At 68.3% G+C, this 15,109-nt stretch carries 13 protein-coding genes; 2 read left to right on the top strand and 11 right to left on the bottom strand.

The features are described from left to right. Window positions 1-6: 6 nt before the first annotated feature. Genes B0293_RS17710 through B0293_RS17740 form a run of 7 tightly spaced genes read right to left on the bottom strand, consistent with a single transcriptional unit; the run spans window position 7 to window position 6,932 of the window. Complete coding sequence (locus tag B0293_RS17710) at window positions 7-765, bottom strand: SDR family NAD(P)-dependent oxidoreductase (protein WP_005161754.1); 759 nt, start codon at window positions 763-765, stop codon at window positions 7-9. After that, window positions 762-2,183, bottom strand: a complete 1,422-nt coding sequence (locus tag B0293_RS17715) for an aldehyde dehydrogenase family protein (protein ID WP_005161758.1) — start codon at window positions 2,181-2,183, stop codon at window positions 762-764. Before B0293_RS17715 ends, B0293_RS17710 begins: the two co-directional genes overlap by 4 nt. Then, entirely contained in the window at window positions 2,176-2,949 is a 774-nt protein-coding gene (locus B0293_RS17720; RefSeq protein ID WP_005161760.1) for an ABC transporter ATP-binding protein, read from the bottom strand. Before B0293_RS17720 ends, B0293_RS17715 begins: the two co-directional genes overlap by 8 nt. Further along, entirely contained in the window at window positions 2,946-3,692 is a 747-nt protein-coding gene (locus tag B0293_RS17725; protein WP_005161763.1) for an ATP-binding cassette domain-containing protein, read from the bottom strand. The genes B0293_RS17720 and B0293_RS17725 overlap by 4 nt, the downstream gene beginning before the upstream one ends. Then, window positions 3,689-4,501 (bottom strand): ABC transporter permease, encoded by an 813-nt coding sequence (locus B0293_RS17730; protein ID WP_005161767.1) that lies wholly within the window; start codon window positions 4,499-4,501, stop codon window positions 3,689-3,691. Before B0293_RS17730 ends, B0293_RS17725 begins: the two co-directional genes overlap by 4 nt. Further along, the gene (locus B0293_RS17735; RefSeq protein ID WP_005161770.1) at window positions 4,501-5,445 is read right to left on the bottom strand and encodes an ABC transporter permease; all 945 of its coding nucleotides are present in this window, start codon (window positions 5,443-5,445) and stop codon (window positions 4,501-4,503) included. Before B0293_RS17735 ends, B0293_RS17730 begins: the two co-directional genes overlap by 1 nt. Beyond that, window positions 5,442-6,932: an ABC transporter substrate-binding protein gene (locus tag B0293_RS17740; RefSeq protein WP_005161774.1), complete on the bottom strand. Its 1,491-nt coding sequence runs from the start codon at window positions 6,930-6,932 to the stop codon at window positions 5,442-5,444. The genes B0293_RS17735 and B0293_RS17740 overlap by 4 nt, the downstream gene beginning before the upstream one ends. Window positions 6,933-6,992: 60 nt before the next feature. Here B0293_RS17740 and B0293_RS17745 point away from each other — a divergent pair, with 60 nt between their 5' ends. Beyond that, a complete protein-coding gene (locus B0293_RS17745) occupies window positions 6,993-7,736 on the top strand; it encodes a FadR/GntR family transcriptional regulator (protein ID WP_005161777.1) in 744 nt (247 codons plus the stop codon). Window positions 7,737-7,790: 54 nt separating this feature from the next. Then, a complete protein-coding gene (locus B0293_RS17750) occupies window positions 7,791-8,834 on the top strand; it encodes a patatin-like phospholipase family protein (protein WP_005161780.1) in 1,044 nt (347 codons plus the stop codon). A gap of 78 nt (window positions 8,835-8,912) precedes the next feature. On the opposite strand, the gene B0293_RS17755 is transcribed toward B0293_RS17750, so the two are convergent. The 4 genes from B0293_RS17755 to B0293_RS17770 all read right to left on the bottom strand — a co-directional run bounded on the left by B0293_RS17755 (window position 8,913) and on the right by B0293_RS17770 (window position 14,968). Beyond that, the gene (locus B0293_RS17755; RefSeq protein ID WP_005161782.1) at window positions 8,913-9,509 is read right to left on the bottom strand and encodes a class F sortase; all 597 of its coding nucleotides are present in this window, start codon (window positions 9,507-9,509) and stop codon (window positions 8,913-8,915) included. A 4-nt stretch (window positions 9,510-9,513) separates the two neighbouring features. Continuing rightward, window positions 9,514-10,173, bottom strand: coding sequence for a hypothetical protein (locus B0293_RS17760; protein ID WP_005161784.1), 660 nt, complete (start codon window positions 10,171-10,173; stop codon window positions 9,514-9,516). Window positions 10,174-10,665: 492 nt separating this feature from the next. After that, complete coding sequence (locus B0293_RS17765) at window positions 10,666-11,706, bottom strand: trans-sulfuration enzyme family protein (RefSeq protein ID WP_005161787.1); 1,041 nt, start codon at window positions 11,704-11,706, stop codon at window positions 10,666-10,668. A 25-nt stretch (window positions 11,707-11,731) separates the two neighbouring features. Further along, window positions 11,732-14,968 (bottom strand): penicillin acylase family protein, encoded by a 3,237-nt coding sequence (locus B0293_RS17770; RefSeq protein WP_039919015.1) that lies wholly within the window; start codon window positions 14,966-14,968, stop codon window positions 11,732-11,734. Between the last annotated feature and the right edge of the window lie 141 nt (window positions 14,969-15,109).

Below are 15,109 nucleotides of genomic sequence, written 5' to 3' on the forward strand. Positions count from 1 at the left end.
GGCTCCTTACGTCGCGGGCGGTTCGAAGCGGCCGTCGACCGCGGTCCAGCCGCCGTCCACCGCCAGCACGGAGCCGGTGACGAACGACGACGCGTCCGACGCCAGGTAGACGACGGCGCCGGCGAGTTCACCCGGACGCGCCCATCGGCCGAGCGCGCCCTTGGTCGCGTAGGCGTCGTACCAGTCCGGATTCGCTTTGATCTGCGCGGTCAGCGGGGTTTCGACGACGCCGGGCGCGATCGCGTTGACCCGCACCCCGGCCGAGCCGAACTCCGCCGCGGCCGTGCGGAACAGCTGCACCAGCCCGGCTTTCGTCGCCGCGTACGGCCCTTGTCCCGGCTCGACGGTGGTGCCGCGGATAGACGAGAACCCGACGATGCTCCCCCGTCCGCGCGCGACCATCCCGGCGCCGAACGCGCGGACGACCTCGAACGTCGCACCGAGGTTCAGCGCGATCACCCGGTCGAATTCCTCGCGCGAGTACTCCAGCAGCCGTTTGCGCACGTTGGTCGCGGCGGTCAGCACCACCACGTCGACCTCGCCGAGTTCGGCGGCCGCCCGCGCGGCGGCGCCGTCTTCGAGCAGGTCGATCTCGTACGCCTCGCCGACGCCGGTCGCCTTCGCGGCAGCGATGTCGCGGTCCGCGACGATCACCTCGGCACCGTGCGCGGCCAGGGCTTTCGCCGATTCGCGGCCGATCCCGCTGCCGCCGCCGAGGACGACGGCCCGTTTGCCGTCCAGCCGGAACAGGTTCTCGTAACTCACGGTCGCAGCACCGCCATCCTCGTCACGGTCAGTTCCTCGACCGCGAACCGCGGCCCTTCCCGCCCGATCCCGGAGTCCTTCACCCCGCCGTACGGCATGGTGTCGGATCGGAAACCGGGCACCTCGTTGACCACGACGCCGCCGACCTCCAGCTCGTCGAGCGCGCGGAACGCGGTCTTCAAGGAAGTGCTGAACACCGAAGCGTGCAGGCCGTAGCGCGACGCGTTGACCACGTCGAACGCTTCGTCCACAGAGGACACACGACGAACGCAGACGACGGGACCGAAGATCTCCTCGTCCCAGCATTCGAGGCCGTCGGGCACGTCGAGCAGCACGGCCGGCCGGATCACCGTGCCGTCGACACCGCCCCCGACCAGCCGCGCACCGGCCGAGGTCGCTTTGCCGACCCACTCCTGAACGCGTTTCGTCGACCCGGGGTCGATCAGCGCCGAGACTCGCGTCTTCTCGTCGCGCGGATCACCGGTGACGACCTCACCGAGCCGCGAGAGCACCCGCTCGGTGAATTCCTCGGCGACGGCGTCGACGACCAGCACGCGCTGCACCGAAATACAGGCCTGTCCGGACGCGTAGAACCCGCCACGCAGCACGGCGTCCGCGGCCGCGTCGAGATCCGCGTCCTCCGCGACCACCAAAGCGGCGTTGGAACCCAGCTCCAGCAACGTCTTCGTGGGCGCGGCGTCGCGGGCGATCCGGTGTCCGACCAGCGCGGATCCGGTGAACGACACCGCGCCCACGCGCCGGTCCGTGACCAGCGCGGAGCCGACGGCCGCGTCCCCGGTGACCAGCTGGACCATCGCGGGCAGGTCGGTCAGCGAGCGCACGAGGTGCACCAGCCACAACGTCGCCAGCGGCGTCTGCGGCGCGGGTTTCACCACCACCGGGCAGCCCGCCGCGATGGCGGGCGCGATCTTGTGCGACGCCAACAACAGCGGATAGTTGAACCCGGCGATGCCGACCACGACACCGATCGGCTTGCGTTTCCAGAACCCGACCAGCCCGTCACCCGACGGCAGCAGATCGAGCGGCACGGTCTCGCCGTGCAGCCGCGAGACCTCCTCGGCGGCGGCCTGCCAGGTGACGATCGTGCGGGCGACCTCGACCCGGCAGTCGACCAGCGGCTTTCCGGTCTCCAACACCAGAAGCTGCTCGAATTCGGAGCGCCGTGCTTCCAGCGCGGCGGCGACGTCGTTCAGCAGCGAACGCCGGGTCCGCGACGGCAGGGCCGCGACCTGCTTGACCACCGCGACGACTTCATCGATCGCCCGCGTGGCCAGCTCCGGCGTTCCGACCGGCGCCCGGCCGATCTCGCTCCCGTCGTAAGGGAACACGACCGGTGAAACGTCCACAGTGGACACCCAGCCGTCCCCGATCGGCAGCCCTTCCGGATACTCAAGCATCGTCGCCTCCGTTGCGAAGCCGCGCCAGCTCGGCCCGCAGATTCGGCGCGGCCGCCAGCAACTCCCTGGTGTACTCGTGCTCCGGCGCGTCGTAGACCTGGTCGACGTCACCCAGTTCGACGATCTCCCCGCGCCGCATCACCGCGACCCGGTCGCAGACGTGCCGCACCACGCCGAGGTCGTGCGAAACGAAGATCAGCGTCAGCGAGTACAGCTCGACCAGCGACGCGAGCAGGTCGAGGATCTGCTTCCGCACCGAGACGTCGAGCGCGCTCACCGGTTCGTCCGCGATGAGGACGCTCGGATTCGGCGCGAGCGCCCGCGCGATCGAGATGCGCTGCCGCTGCCCACCGGAGAACTGGTGCGGATACCGCCCCGCGGCATCCGAGGGCAGGCCGACGGCCTTCAGCAGCTCCGAGACCCGCGCGGGATCCCGCCGCCCCAAGGGTTCGGAAATGATGTCCCGGACGCGCATCCGCGGATCGAGCGAGCCCATCGGATCCTGGAAGACGATCTGGAGTTCCGATCGCAGAAAGCCGAGTTTCCGCTCCGGCAGCGTGTCGACGCGCTTGCCCTGGAACGAGACGCTGCCCGCCGTCGGCTTGTCCAGCGCGGCCAGCAATCTGACCAAAGTGGACTTTCCCGAACCCGACTCGCCGACGATGCCGAAGCGCTGACCGGCCTCGACGTCGAATGAGACACCGCGCAGAGCGTGGACGTCTCGACGCGTGTAGCGGCGTTCGAGGTCCCGCACCGAGATCATCATCGGCTCGCCTCCAGATCCGAAGCGGCCAACAGCTTCATCGTGTACTCGTGCTGTGGCGCGGTGAGCACGTCACGGGTGGTGCCGGCTTCGACGATCTCGCCGTCCAGCATCACCAGCACCCGCTCGCACACCGACGCCACGACGGCGAGGTCGTGCGTGATGAACAGCAGCGCGCTCTCCCGCTCGCGGACGCCGTCGAGGATCAGTTCCAGGATCTGCGCCTGCACGGTGACGTCCAGCGCCGTCGTCGGCTCGTCGCAGATCAGCAGCTTCGGGTCGTTGGCCAGCGCGATCGCGAGGACGACGCGTTGCCGCTGCCCGCCGGACAGCTGGTGCGGGTACGCGCGGAAAGTCCCTGGCAGCCCGACGGACTCCAGCAACGCCTCGGCCGCCGCACGGTGTTTCCCGCCGTCGCGGTGGATCCGCATCGGTTCGGCCACCTGCGCGCCGACCCGCATCGCAGGGTTCAGCGCGGTCATCGGCTCCTGGAACACCATCGACAGGTCGTTGCCCCGCAACCGCGACAGTTCCTTCTCCGGAGCGCCGAGCAGTTCGCGGCCGTCGAGTTTCACCGAGCCGGACGCGGCGAGTTCTTCGGGCAGCAGCCCCATGATCGACAACGCCGTCAGCGACTTCCCGGAACCCGACTCGCCGATCAGCCCGACGCGCTCACCACGGGCGATGGCGAACGAGACGCCGCGGACCAGGCCGCCGATCGCCAGATCGTGGACTTCGAGGGTCATAGCCGTGCCGCCAATCGCGGGTCGAGACGATCGCGAAGGCCGTCACCGAGCAGGTTGAACCCGAGGACCGCGATGGCGATCGCGACGCCGGGCACGAGCGCGAGCCGCGGGTGCAGGGTCAGGAACACCTGGGATTCCTGGAGCATCCGGCCCCACGACGGCGTCGGCGGCCGCGTGCCGAACCCGAGGAACGACAACGCCGCTTCCGCGAGCACGGCGATCGCGAACGACACCGACGCCTGCACGATCAGCAGCCCGGAGATGTTCGGCAGCACGTGCCGCGCCGCGATGTTCGGCCGCGAGCGACCGGCCGACCGCGCGGCCAGCACGAACTCGCTGCTCATCACCTGCAACGTCCCCGAACGCGCGATCCGCGCGAACGACGGGATGGTCGCGATGCCGATCGCCACCATCGCGGTCAGCGTGTCGGCGCCGAACACCGCGCCGAACATGATCGCCAGCAGCAACGCGGGGAACGCGAGCACGAGATCGTTGACGCGCATGACGAATTCGCCGAGCCACCGCGAAGACATCCCGGCGAGGACGCCCAGCGGCGTCCCGATCAGCGCGGCGATGCCGACCGCGACCACACCGACGTACAGCGTCGTCCGCGCGCCGACCATGATCTGGCTGAGCACGTCGCGGCCGAAGCCGTCGGTGCCGAGCGGGTTCGAGCCGCTGAACTCGTGCAACCGGTTCGGCGCGTCGACCTTCACCGGGTCGAACGGGGTCCACACGAACGAAAGCAGCGCGGCGAGCACGATCAGCGCGACCAGGACACCGCCGATCACGAGACTGCGGTTACGCATCAGGAACCCCGCAATCTCGGGTCGAGCACCGTGTACAGGACGTCGACCACGAAGTTCACCAGCAGCACGCCGACCACCAAGACCAGCACGATCCCCTGCACGGACAACAGATCCCGCGACGCCACCGAGTCCAGCAGCATGCTGCCCAACCCCGGCAGCACGAACACGCGCTCGACGACGACGGCGCCGATCAACAACGTCGACAGTTGCAGGCCGAGCACCGTCACCACCGGCACGGAGGCGTTGCGCAGACCGTGGCGGAACAGCGCTTGAAACGGCCGAAGCCCCTTGGATCGCGCGGTGCGCAGGTAATCCTGTCCGAGTGTGTCGAGCACGGCGGACCGCACATAGCGCGTGAGCACCGCGCCCTGAACGAGCCCCAGCGACAAGGCGGGCAGGACGAGACCGCGCAGGAATTCGCCGGGGTCCTGCACCGGCGGCGTCCAGCCACCGGAGGGCAGCCAGCGCAGCTGCACCGCGAAGATCTGCACGAGGATGATGCCGGCGAGGAACGCGGGGACGGCGACGCCGATCTGCGACAGCCCGGAAACCGCGGTGCCGTCGGCCTTCCGGTGCCGTACGGCGGCGAACGTGCCCGCCGGGACGGCGATCAGCAACGCCACCAGCATCCCGGCCCCGACCAGCCACAACGTCACGCCGAGCCGGTCGGTCAACGCCGGTCCGATCTCCTCGCGGGTGACGTACGAGCGGCCGAAGTCGCCGTGCAGGACACCGCCGATCCAGTCGAAGTACTGCGTCACCAACGGCCGGTCGATGCCGAATTCGGCGCGGGTCTTCGCGATCAGTTCCGGCGTCGCGTTGACGCCGAGCGCGACCTGCGCCGGATCGCCCGGCAGCACGGCCATGAACAGGAACACCACGATGGACGCGACCAGCACGCTGGCCACCAGGATCGCCACCCGGCGCACGACTTTGACGGTCATCGCGGCGCCAATCCCGTGAGGTCGAAGGACTCGCTGACCTGGTTGCGGACGAACCCGGTCACCTTGTTCTTCGCCACGATCACGTTGGGGAAGAGGAAGAGCCAGTCCGCGGCCGCGTCCTCGGACAACCGCCGCGCGACCTGACGCATCGCGTCGACCTGCTCCTGGGGTGTTCCGGCGTCGGCCTTCGCCAGCTCCTGCTGGACGTCCTTGCCGTCGTAACCCCAGTAGTACTTCGGTTTGCCGAAGGTGACGATGTCGCGCGCCTCGACATGCTGGATGATCGAGAGGTCGTAGTCGTGGTCGGTGAAGACCTGCTTGAGCCACACCGCCGGGAAGTCCAGCGGCTCGATCGTCACGGTGACACCGACGTCCGCCAGCTGCGACGACACCACCTGCGCGGCCGACACGGCGTACGGCAGGTTCGGGATCCGCAGCCGCAGCGAAGGATTCGGCTGCCCTGCCTCGGCGAGCAGCGCTTTCGCCTTCGCGGGGTCGAACGGGTACGCGTTCGACAGGTCCTCGTACCAGGGATCCGTCGGCGGGACCATGCTGCCGATGAGCGTCCCGCGCCCGGCCCAGGCCGTGTCCAGCAAGGCTTTCCGGTCGATGGCGGACGACAGCGCGCGGCGGACGCGGACGTCGTTCAGCGGCGCGCGGGCGTTGTTGAACGCGAGCGTGACCTCGCTGTTCGTCGTGCCTTCGACGACGGTGAACCGGTCGTCGCCCTGGAACTGCGGGATCGAATCCGGCACGGTGATCGCGGAGATGACGTCGATCCCGTTGCTGAGCAAGGCGTTGTTGAGCGCCGTCGGATCCTTGATGTACTTGAGGACCACCGTGGAGTACGCCGGTCGCGTGCCCCAGTAGCCGGGATTCCGCTTGAGCACGATGGAATCGCCACGCCTGCGCGAGGACACCGTGTACGGCCCGGTGCCGACCGGTTCGTTCGCGAGATCCGCGACGCCGGTCGGGCTGAACATCGCGCCGAGCCTGCTGGTGAGGCTGAACAGCCAGCCGTTGCTGGGTTTCGTGAGCACGACCCGCGCGTGGTCCGGCGCGACGACGTCGACCCGGTCGACGACGTCCATTGTGGACTTGATCGACACGGTCCAGTCGGTCTTGACCCGCATCAGGGAGAACTTGACGTCTTCGGCGGTGAACGGCGCGCCGTTGGAGAACTTCGCGTTCTCGCGGAGCTTGAAGTCGTAGGTCTTGCCGTCGGGGGAAACCGTCCACGATTCGGCCAGCAGCGGCACGATCTTCGCGTCCGCGTCGAGTTTCACCAGGCCCTCGTAGACGTTGTAGAGCAGGGCCTGCGGGATGGCGGCGCCGTCGGTGCGGGTGAAGTCGAAATTCGCGGGTTCGGCGGTGTAGCCGATGGCGAGCGTGCCGGGATCCTTGGCGACCGTGGCACTCGACCCGGCGGAGCAACCGGACGTCACCAGCAGCAACACCAGGGCCGCCGCGTGGATCCGGGCTTTCATCCTGCCCCCTGACCGGTAGACTGGTCTGACCAGTAAACCAGACGAGACGGCAGGGTCAAGATGGAATTCGAGCCGGTCGCCCCTGTCCGCGCGTACCAGCGCGTCGTCGAACAGATCGAGGAAGCCGTGTTCAGCGGCCGGATCAAACCCGGCGACCGGCTGCCGAGCGAACGCGAACTGATGGTCCAGTTCGACGTCGGCCGCTCGACGGTGCGGGAAGCGCTGCGTGTGCTGCAAGCGGCGGAAATGATCCGTTCGCGGCCCGGCGATCCGCGCGGCCCCGAGGTCCTGGCCGCCTCACCCGCCGCGTTGCACCGGTCCATGCACCGGCTGGCGCGGGCCGACCACCTCGGCCTGTCCGAACTCCTCCAGTTCCGCATGGTGCTCGACGGTTCCGCACATCTGCTCGCCGCGCAGCTCAGAACCGAAGACCATCTCGCCGAACTGGACGCGGCGCTGGCGGCGATGCGCGCGGGCGTCGCGAAGGGATTCGCGGAGTTCTCGCACGCGGACGTCGCGTTCCACGAGGCCATCGCCCGCGCGACGGGGAATCCGCTGCTGGTCATCAGCGGCGAGGTCGTCCGCGGCGTCGTCCTGGAACTCATCGAGGACAAACTGGAGCACGCCGACGACCGGACCGCGTTGATGCGCAACTGGCTCACGCATCACGAAGAGGTGCTGGGAGCGATCCGCGATTCGGACGGCGAACGCGCGTCGCGGCTGGCCAAGCAGGCGCTCTACGACAACTACGCGGAATACGTGCCGGAGGACCAACGCCGTCTCTTGCTACCGCTGTTGTCGTAACGGTTCGCGGCGTTCGGGCGACTCACCCCTACACTCGCTCAGATGGGGGATGAGATGGAGCCTTCGAATCCCCGCCAAGGCGTCGGCCTGGCGCTTTCCGGCGGTGGCTATCGCGCGATGCTGTTTCACACCGGAGCCCTTTGGCGGCTCAACGAACTCGGCTGGCTGTCGAAGATCTCGACGTTCTCCAGCGTCTCGGGTGGTTCGATCGCCGCGGGCGTGCTCGCGCACGCTTGGTCGGACCTGAAGTTCGAGAACGGTGTCGCGACCAACTTCGACGACAAGGTCGTCGCGCCGGTCCGGAACCTGGCGCGCACGCGACTCGACATCCCGGTCACATTGCGGGCCATGACGATTCCGTGGCGGAGCGCCGGCGAGGAACTCGCGCGGGTGTACGCGAAACACCTGTTCGGCGACTGCTGCCTCAAGGATCTGGACCCCGCCAGCCCGCAGTTCGTCTTCACCGCGACGAACCTCCAGGACGGCGCGCTGTGGTGGTTCTTCCGGCAGAACGGGGCGCACGGGAACATCCCGCTCGCGACCGCGGTGGCCGCGTCCTCGGCGTTCCCGCCGATGCTGTCGCCGGTGGTGCTCCGCGATCCGCTGTCGGCGGAGACGGGCCGCAAGATCGTGCTGAGCGACGCCGGCGTCTACGACAACCTCGGCCTGGACCCGGTCGAAGGGCACGCGACGGTGCTGGTCAGCGACGCGGGCAAGCGGATGAAGGTCACGCCGAAGGTCAAACGCGACTGGGGACGGCAGCTGCTGCGCGTCCTCGACGTGATCGACAACCAGGTCCGCGAACTGCGGCGGGGCGCGCTGCTGAAGTCGTACGTGGAGAAGGATTTCGCGGGCACCTACTGGGGTTCCTACGTCGACCTCGAGAACTTCGAGCTGGAGAACGCGCTGAAGGCGCCTGTCGAGCTCACGCACGGGCTGGCGGAAACCCCGACGCGGCTGACGAAGCTGCCGGAAGTGCTCCAGGAGCGGTTGATCAACTGGGGTTACGCGGCCTGCGACGCGGGGATGCGGAAATGGGTCGATCCCGAAGCTGCCGCTCCCGACGGGTTCCCGTTCCCTTCCTCCGGCGTGGGCTGAAGGGAACCATCCCCGCATCAGATGCGACGAAAGGGCCCTTCACCGCGTGAGATGCGGTGAAGGGCCCTTTCGGCACCATCAAGCCAAATTGGCGTACACGATGATGTTGTCCTTGTAGCTGTGTTCTTCCTTGTCGAATACACCGCCACAGGTGATCAGCCGTAGCTGCGGCTTGTCCGTGTTGCCGTAGACCGCTTCCTCGGGGAACTGGTCCTTGGGAACCTGGTCCTTCTTCTCGACCACGAACTTCAGGCTCTTGCCGTCGCTGCGGTCGACGATCACCTCGTCGCCCGGGTTGACGTCCTTGAGCTTGTAGAAGATCCCCGGCTGCTTGTTGCCGTCGACGTGGCCGAGCAGGATCGACGGGCCGACGTCACCGGGCACCGGCGAAAGCCGGTACCAGGCGGCCTGCATCGGGTTCTTCGCCGACGGGACGGACATCTTGCCGTCCTTGCCGACCGCGACCGTGACCAGGCTGGATTCCGCGCCGATCTTGGGGATCTTCACGTTCGTCGGGCGAGCCCCGTTGAACGGTTTGACGACCGGCGGAGCCGATTCCGCCGGTGCCTCCGGCGAGGCGGCCGGGGCGGGTTCGCCGCTGCCGCAGCCCGTCAGCGCGAAGGAAAGGACAAGGGCGGCCGCGACCACACGGCCGCCCTGCGTCAGGAGCTTCATCGGATCAGGCCGCGGTGGCGCCGAAACCGGTCTCGATGCCGCCCTTGGGCTTCAGCTTGACCTGCTTCTTCGGCTTGGTGCCCGGCGCGGTCGCGCCGCCGCCGACCGTGCCCTCGATCTCGATGTCACCCGAACCCGGCTTGCCGTCGCAGGTCCAGGTGAAGGTGCTCGAGGTGCCCTTGAAGCCGGGCTTGGCCTCGATGATGTAGATCCAGAGGTAGGCGTCGCCACCGTCCTGGAACGAGTCGACGATGGTGTAGTCCGGCGCGGAAACCTCGGCGGGCTCGGAACCGCAGAGGATGGCCAGCGCGCCCTCGTTGCCTTCGACGTACCCGGCGCCGACGTTCAGCACCGGCTTCGGCGGGCGGCTGGTGGTCGGCTTCTCCGAGGTGGAGGTCGGCGACGGCTTGCCGGAAGTCGGCTTGCCGCTGGTCGGCGTCGGCTGCTGCGAGGACGACGAGGCCGGGGTGCTCGACTTGGTCGGCTCGGTGGTCACGGGACCACCCGAGTAGGACGGCCCCGGCGGAACGGAGGTCGTGGTCTCGGTCGACGCCGCGGGGGGCGTCGTCGTTTCGATCTGTGCCATCGCGACCGGCGTCACGGCCAGCGAGAGGACGGCGCCGGCCAGCACCGCGCCCGCGAGGCGGCCCAACGTCTTCTTCAAAGTGATCTCCCAGTGGAAAACATCGCAACACACGGTGACCCCCACCGTGCGACCACTCGGGGGAAAATCCCACGTTCGAGTGACAGCGCGATACTGCCCGAAGATCGCCGGTCTTCAGTAGCGAATAGACCGTGACAAGAACCACTGGGAAAACCGGTAACAGTGGACAGTTCCGGCCCGATACAAGGGCCTGAAAGTCGCTCAACAGAGGGAAAGGCTCCCGGCGACGGAGCAATGTTAACACCCGGACGGCCGGAACGGTTGTGCTACGGAAGCATTTTTTCGACGGCCTCCGCACAGCGTTGAAACGTCGGTTTTCCTGGCCGAAGCTGCGACTTTTCGTGATTATTCGACCCTGGTTACCGACTGGTTCACACGTTCGGAGTACCCCTCGGTGAAAGATTGACCATCCGAACGCGAAGGCCGGTGCCCGGCAACCCAAAGGTCACAATCAGGACACCTGGAACCGGCCCCACGCTCCAGGACAGGGCGCTAGCCGAGCGCCGAGGCCAGATCCGTCCAAAGATCTTCCGGATCTTCGAGTCCGACACTGAACCGGACGAGCCCGGCGGGCACGTGGGCGTCGCCCGCGAGCCACGCCCGCCGTTCGACCAGGCTCTCCACCCCGCCGAGGCTGGTGGCGGCCCGGATCAGCCGCAGCGACCCGATGACCTTGTCCGCCGTCTCGGCGTCCGGGAGTTCGAACGCGATCATCGTGCCGGAGCCGGGATAACGCACCCGGGTGATCGCGGGATGGTCGACCAGCCGCGCCGCCAGCAACGCGGCCGTGCGGGTCTGCTCGGCCAGGCGGACCGGCAGCGTCCGCAGCCCGCGCAGCGCCAGCCAGGCTTCGAGCGCTCCCGGCGTCGCCCCCATGCGGGTGCGCGCGTCGCGCAAGTCCTTCGCGACGCCTTCGTCGGCCGCGATCGTCAGGCCCAGCAGCAGATCGCTGTGGCCGCCGATGAGCTTCGTCGCGCTGTGCACGACGATGTCGGCGCCGAGCTCCAGCGGCCGCTGCCCGAGCGGGGTGGCGAACGTGTTGTCCACGGCGACCAGGCCGTTCGCGGCGGCGGCGATCGTCTCGATGTCGATGACGTCGAGCGTCGGATTCGTCGGTGATTCGAGCCAGAGCAGGTCGGCGTCCGCGGCGTCGACCCAGGCGGCCGTGTCGTCCGGCGCGAGCTCGGTCACCACGAGACGGCCGGTGCGGTGCGCGTGCGCGAGCAGGCCCCGGGACCCGGCGTAGGAGAACGTCGGGACGCAGACCTTCGCGCCGACCCGCAGCGTGTCGACGACGGCGCTGAGCGTCGCGATCCCCGAGGCGAACGCGGTGGCGTGCCCGCCTTCGAGCGCGCCGATCGCGGCTTCGAGGGCCTCCCAGGTCGGGGTGCCGTTCTCCCGCGAATACGCGCGGTCGGCACCGGCGTCGAAGGTGCTCGCCGCGACGATCGGCACGTTCAGCGGTTCGCCGGGGCCTTCCGGGCGTCCGGCGGCGACGGCGAGGGTGCGGGGTGACCAGTCGTTCGTGTTCACCCCGCCACCGTAAACCGTGATCCACCTAGTGGGCGTACACCTCGAACTCGTAGAGGGAGTAGCCGTACTTCGTCCCGCGCTGGACACCGGCCATCCGGACGAAGCGGCCGTCGGTGGCCTCGAAGGCGACGTTGTCCTGCCCGCCGTCTCCGTCCACTATGGACGCCGCGTCGCGCCAGTTCGTCCCGTCGGACGAGACCTGCACCTTGTAGGCCTTCCCGTACGCGGCTTCCCAGTGCAGCACCACCCTGGAAACGCGCTGCACCGAACCGAGGTCGACGGTGATCGACTGATCGTCGCTCCAGTCGCTCGCCCACCGCGTCGAGAGGTTGACGTCGATCGCGTTCGACGGCGGCGAGTTGTACCAGCCGGTCTCGTGGCTGCTCGCGCTCACCGAGCGGCCGGTGGCGAGGTTGGCGATGTTGTCGCCGCGCTTCGCCGGGAACTCCACGACCTGCTGGAAGGTCGGCCGGTTCTGGGTGCTCATCTTGTCCTGTGTGATGCCGCCGAGCGCGCGGTGGATGATCGTGTCGGCGCACCACTGGTCGCCCGCTCCGCAGTCGCCGTCACCGGGGTACACGGTGTTGGCCGGCTGTGCGGCCGCCTGAGTCAGCGAATCGAGCAGCACCTGACGGCACGCGTTGACATCGCCGCCACCGCAGTACTTCACCGGCAGCGGACCGGCGACGTTCTGCCCGAGGACCGACCGGATGTCCTTGTGCACGTAGCCCCACCAGCCGGACTGGTACGACGAACCGGCGTGCGGCTGGCCGACGTGTTTGCCGGGGACCTCGTTCTGCCAGCCCGAAGGCGTTTCGTTGATCTTCAGCACGCCCACCATGGCGGCGTAGGCGGCGTCACCCATGCCGGGTTTGAACTGGGCGTTGACCAGCAGCGGCCACCAGGCGTCCATGATCCGGATCGCGTCGGCGTTCGCGTAGGCCTTGCTGCCCGGCGAGGTCTCCGAACGCAGGGCGCCCGCGGCGAGCCAGGTCTTCAGTTTCGTCACCGCGTCCGCGGCCGGACCGGTCAACGGCGCCTTGTCGAGCACCTTGAGCAGTTCCGGCAGCACCTTCTCCGCGCGGAGGTCGGCCAGCGCCGCTTCCTCCATGGCCTGCGTGAGGTTCACCCGCGTCACCTTGGTGCCGCTGGAGACCATCTTCTTGACCCGCGCGTCGATCAGATCGCCGCGGTGCACGGAACTCTTGTCCGCGCCGCTGGCCGCGTAGCCGTTGCTCTGCGCGTTGTTCCAGCTGATGTAGTAGTCCTGGTTGATCGACTGCGGATGCTGCGAAGACGGCGTGTAGTTCGCGAGGTTGCCGTCGGGGTTCCAGCCCTGCCAGTCGAATCCGGCGTCGGCCTTCACCGGCATCGCGGGGTCGACGTTCGGATTGCGGACCGGGTTCGAACCGGAGTTGAAGTACGCGATGTCGCGGGAGTCGGCGTAGAACCAGTTGTAGGTCTGGTTGACGTCGGCCGCGGCGGCCTGGAAGTCCTTCGCGGACTTGATCGCGTCCGGGTCGTTGAACTTCTGGAAGCCGATGATCGTGTCGATCTCGTGCTGGAAGGTCGAGCGCAGCGAGGTGTACGCGACCGGTTTGCCGCCGACCAGCGCGCGGCTCGTCACCGGCCCGTACTTGGTGCGGAAGCTGCGCAGGGTGTACGAACCTTCGGCCGTCCCGTCGGCGATGGTGGGCTTCCAGGCGTTCTTGCGCTCGACGATGTCGAACGGCAGGCACTGGCCGCGGAAGCGGTAGAAGCCGGAGTTCTTCGTCGGCGCGGAACCGTTCTGCTCGCACAGTTCGACGGCGTAGGTGTCGGTGATGTCCTGCGACGCCGAAGTCGCGCTCCACGAGTAGTCCTTGCCGCGGCCGAGCAGCACGTACATGCTGATGCCCGCGAACGAGGCGCCGCGGGCGCTGATGCCCGGGCCCTGGAGTTCCTGCAACATCAGCAGTTGCGGCGCGAAGTAACCGGCCTGCGGGCCGAAGACGGCGACCGGGTGACCGCTCGCGGTCTTGGCGCCGGAGACGACGAGCGCGTTGGACATGCCGTGCTTCTCGGAAAGCATGTTCCCGGGCAGGACGCCGTCGTCGAAGATGCCGCGGACGGCCTTCTGGTCCTCGGGCGCGGGAACGTCCACCTTGGCGGGTGTCGCGGTCCCGGCGGAACCGGTCGGATCGAAGACCAGCTGCTGCCCGGTGACCGAACCCTTGTCCGGCATCGCGGCGCCCTGCGGGTTCGCCGGCGCCTTGCCGTAGTCGAAGTTCTGTCCACTGTGGAGGGTCTTGACGGTCTCGGGGTCGTCCTCGGACCGGAGGCTCTTCCAGACCTTGTCGCCCTGTTCGAGTCCGTACTTCTCCTGCATCGCCATCTTCGCGATGGCGTTCTGCACCTCGCCGCCACCACCGGCGCCGAACTGCGCGCCGACGACGGCGGCCAGGACGACGAGGTCGGTCAGCTTGAACGGCTCGATGGTCCCGGCGTTCGTGATCGCGTCGACGTGCCCGGTGAGGACGTACTCGCCGGGGAAATAACGGCCACTGTGGGAGTCGGAGATGTACTTGTTGACACCCTGGACGTAGGCCTCGGCGTCGGCCTTGCCCTGCGCGCCGCGCGGACCACTGGCGGCGGCGTTGTCGATCTGCTTCTGGAGTTCCTGCTCGGTGTAGGGCGCCGAAGCGAAGAAGCTCTGCTCGAGTTCGCGGTTGCCCTGTGCGCCACCGGCGTACGACGTCAGCTGGCCGCGGCCGACGCGGCGCATGATGTCCATCAGCCACAGGCGGTCCTGCCCGGCGGCGTACCCGGCGCCGAACATCGTGCCCGGCCGCGTCGTGCCGACGATCCGGGGGACGCCGGTCGCCTTGTCGCGGGTGATCGTCACGTCCGGACGCGGGTTGATCGTGCTCTCGACCTGACCGGACGGGACCCCGTACGAGGCGTCGTTGAAGAACTGGTTGATCTTGTCCGTGGTCAGTGTCTTGTAGCCGTCGGCGAGCGAGGCGTACTTGCCGAGCTGGTCGGCGGAATGCGCGGGACGGGTGCCGAACGCCTTGTGCGCCAGGATCTCGGCGAGCGTGGCGTTCCCCTTGGTGCCGGGCGGCAGGATGTCGCCGCACTGGCCGCCGCAGTAGTCGTCGAGCGCGGCCGCCACCACGGAGGTCCGTGGGGCTTCCGCCGCGCTCGCCGGAAGTGCCGGAACGGTTCCCGCCACCAGCGTCAACCCCGCCAGCGTCGTCAAGACCCGTATGCCTCGTCGCATGAAAGACCTCCGTCGTCGGAGAGTGACGAGGCGCACACTACCCACGAGTATCCAAATTTGTGAAGACTATTCGCGTTCTTGCCTCCGTTCGGCGGAACACTCGCCCTGCGGACCCGGGACCAGCGGAGGTAGCTTTGTCAC

Source organism: Amycolatopsis azurea DSM 43854, from assembly GCF_001995215.1.
Lineage (GTDB): Bacteria > Actinomycetota > Actinomycetes > Mycobacteriales > Pseudonocardiaceae > Amycolatopsis > Amycolatopsis azurea.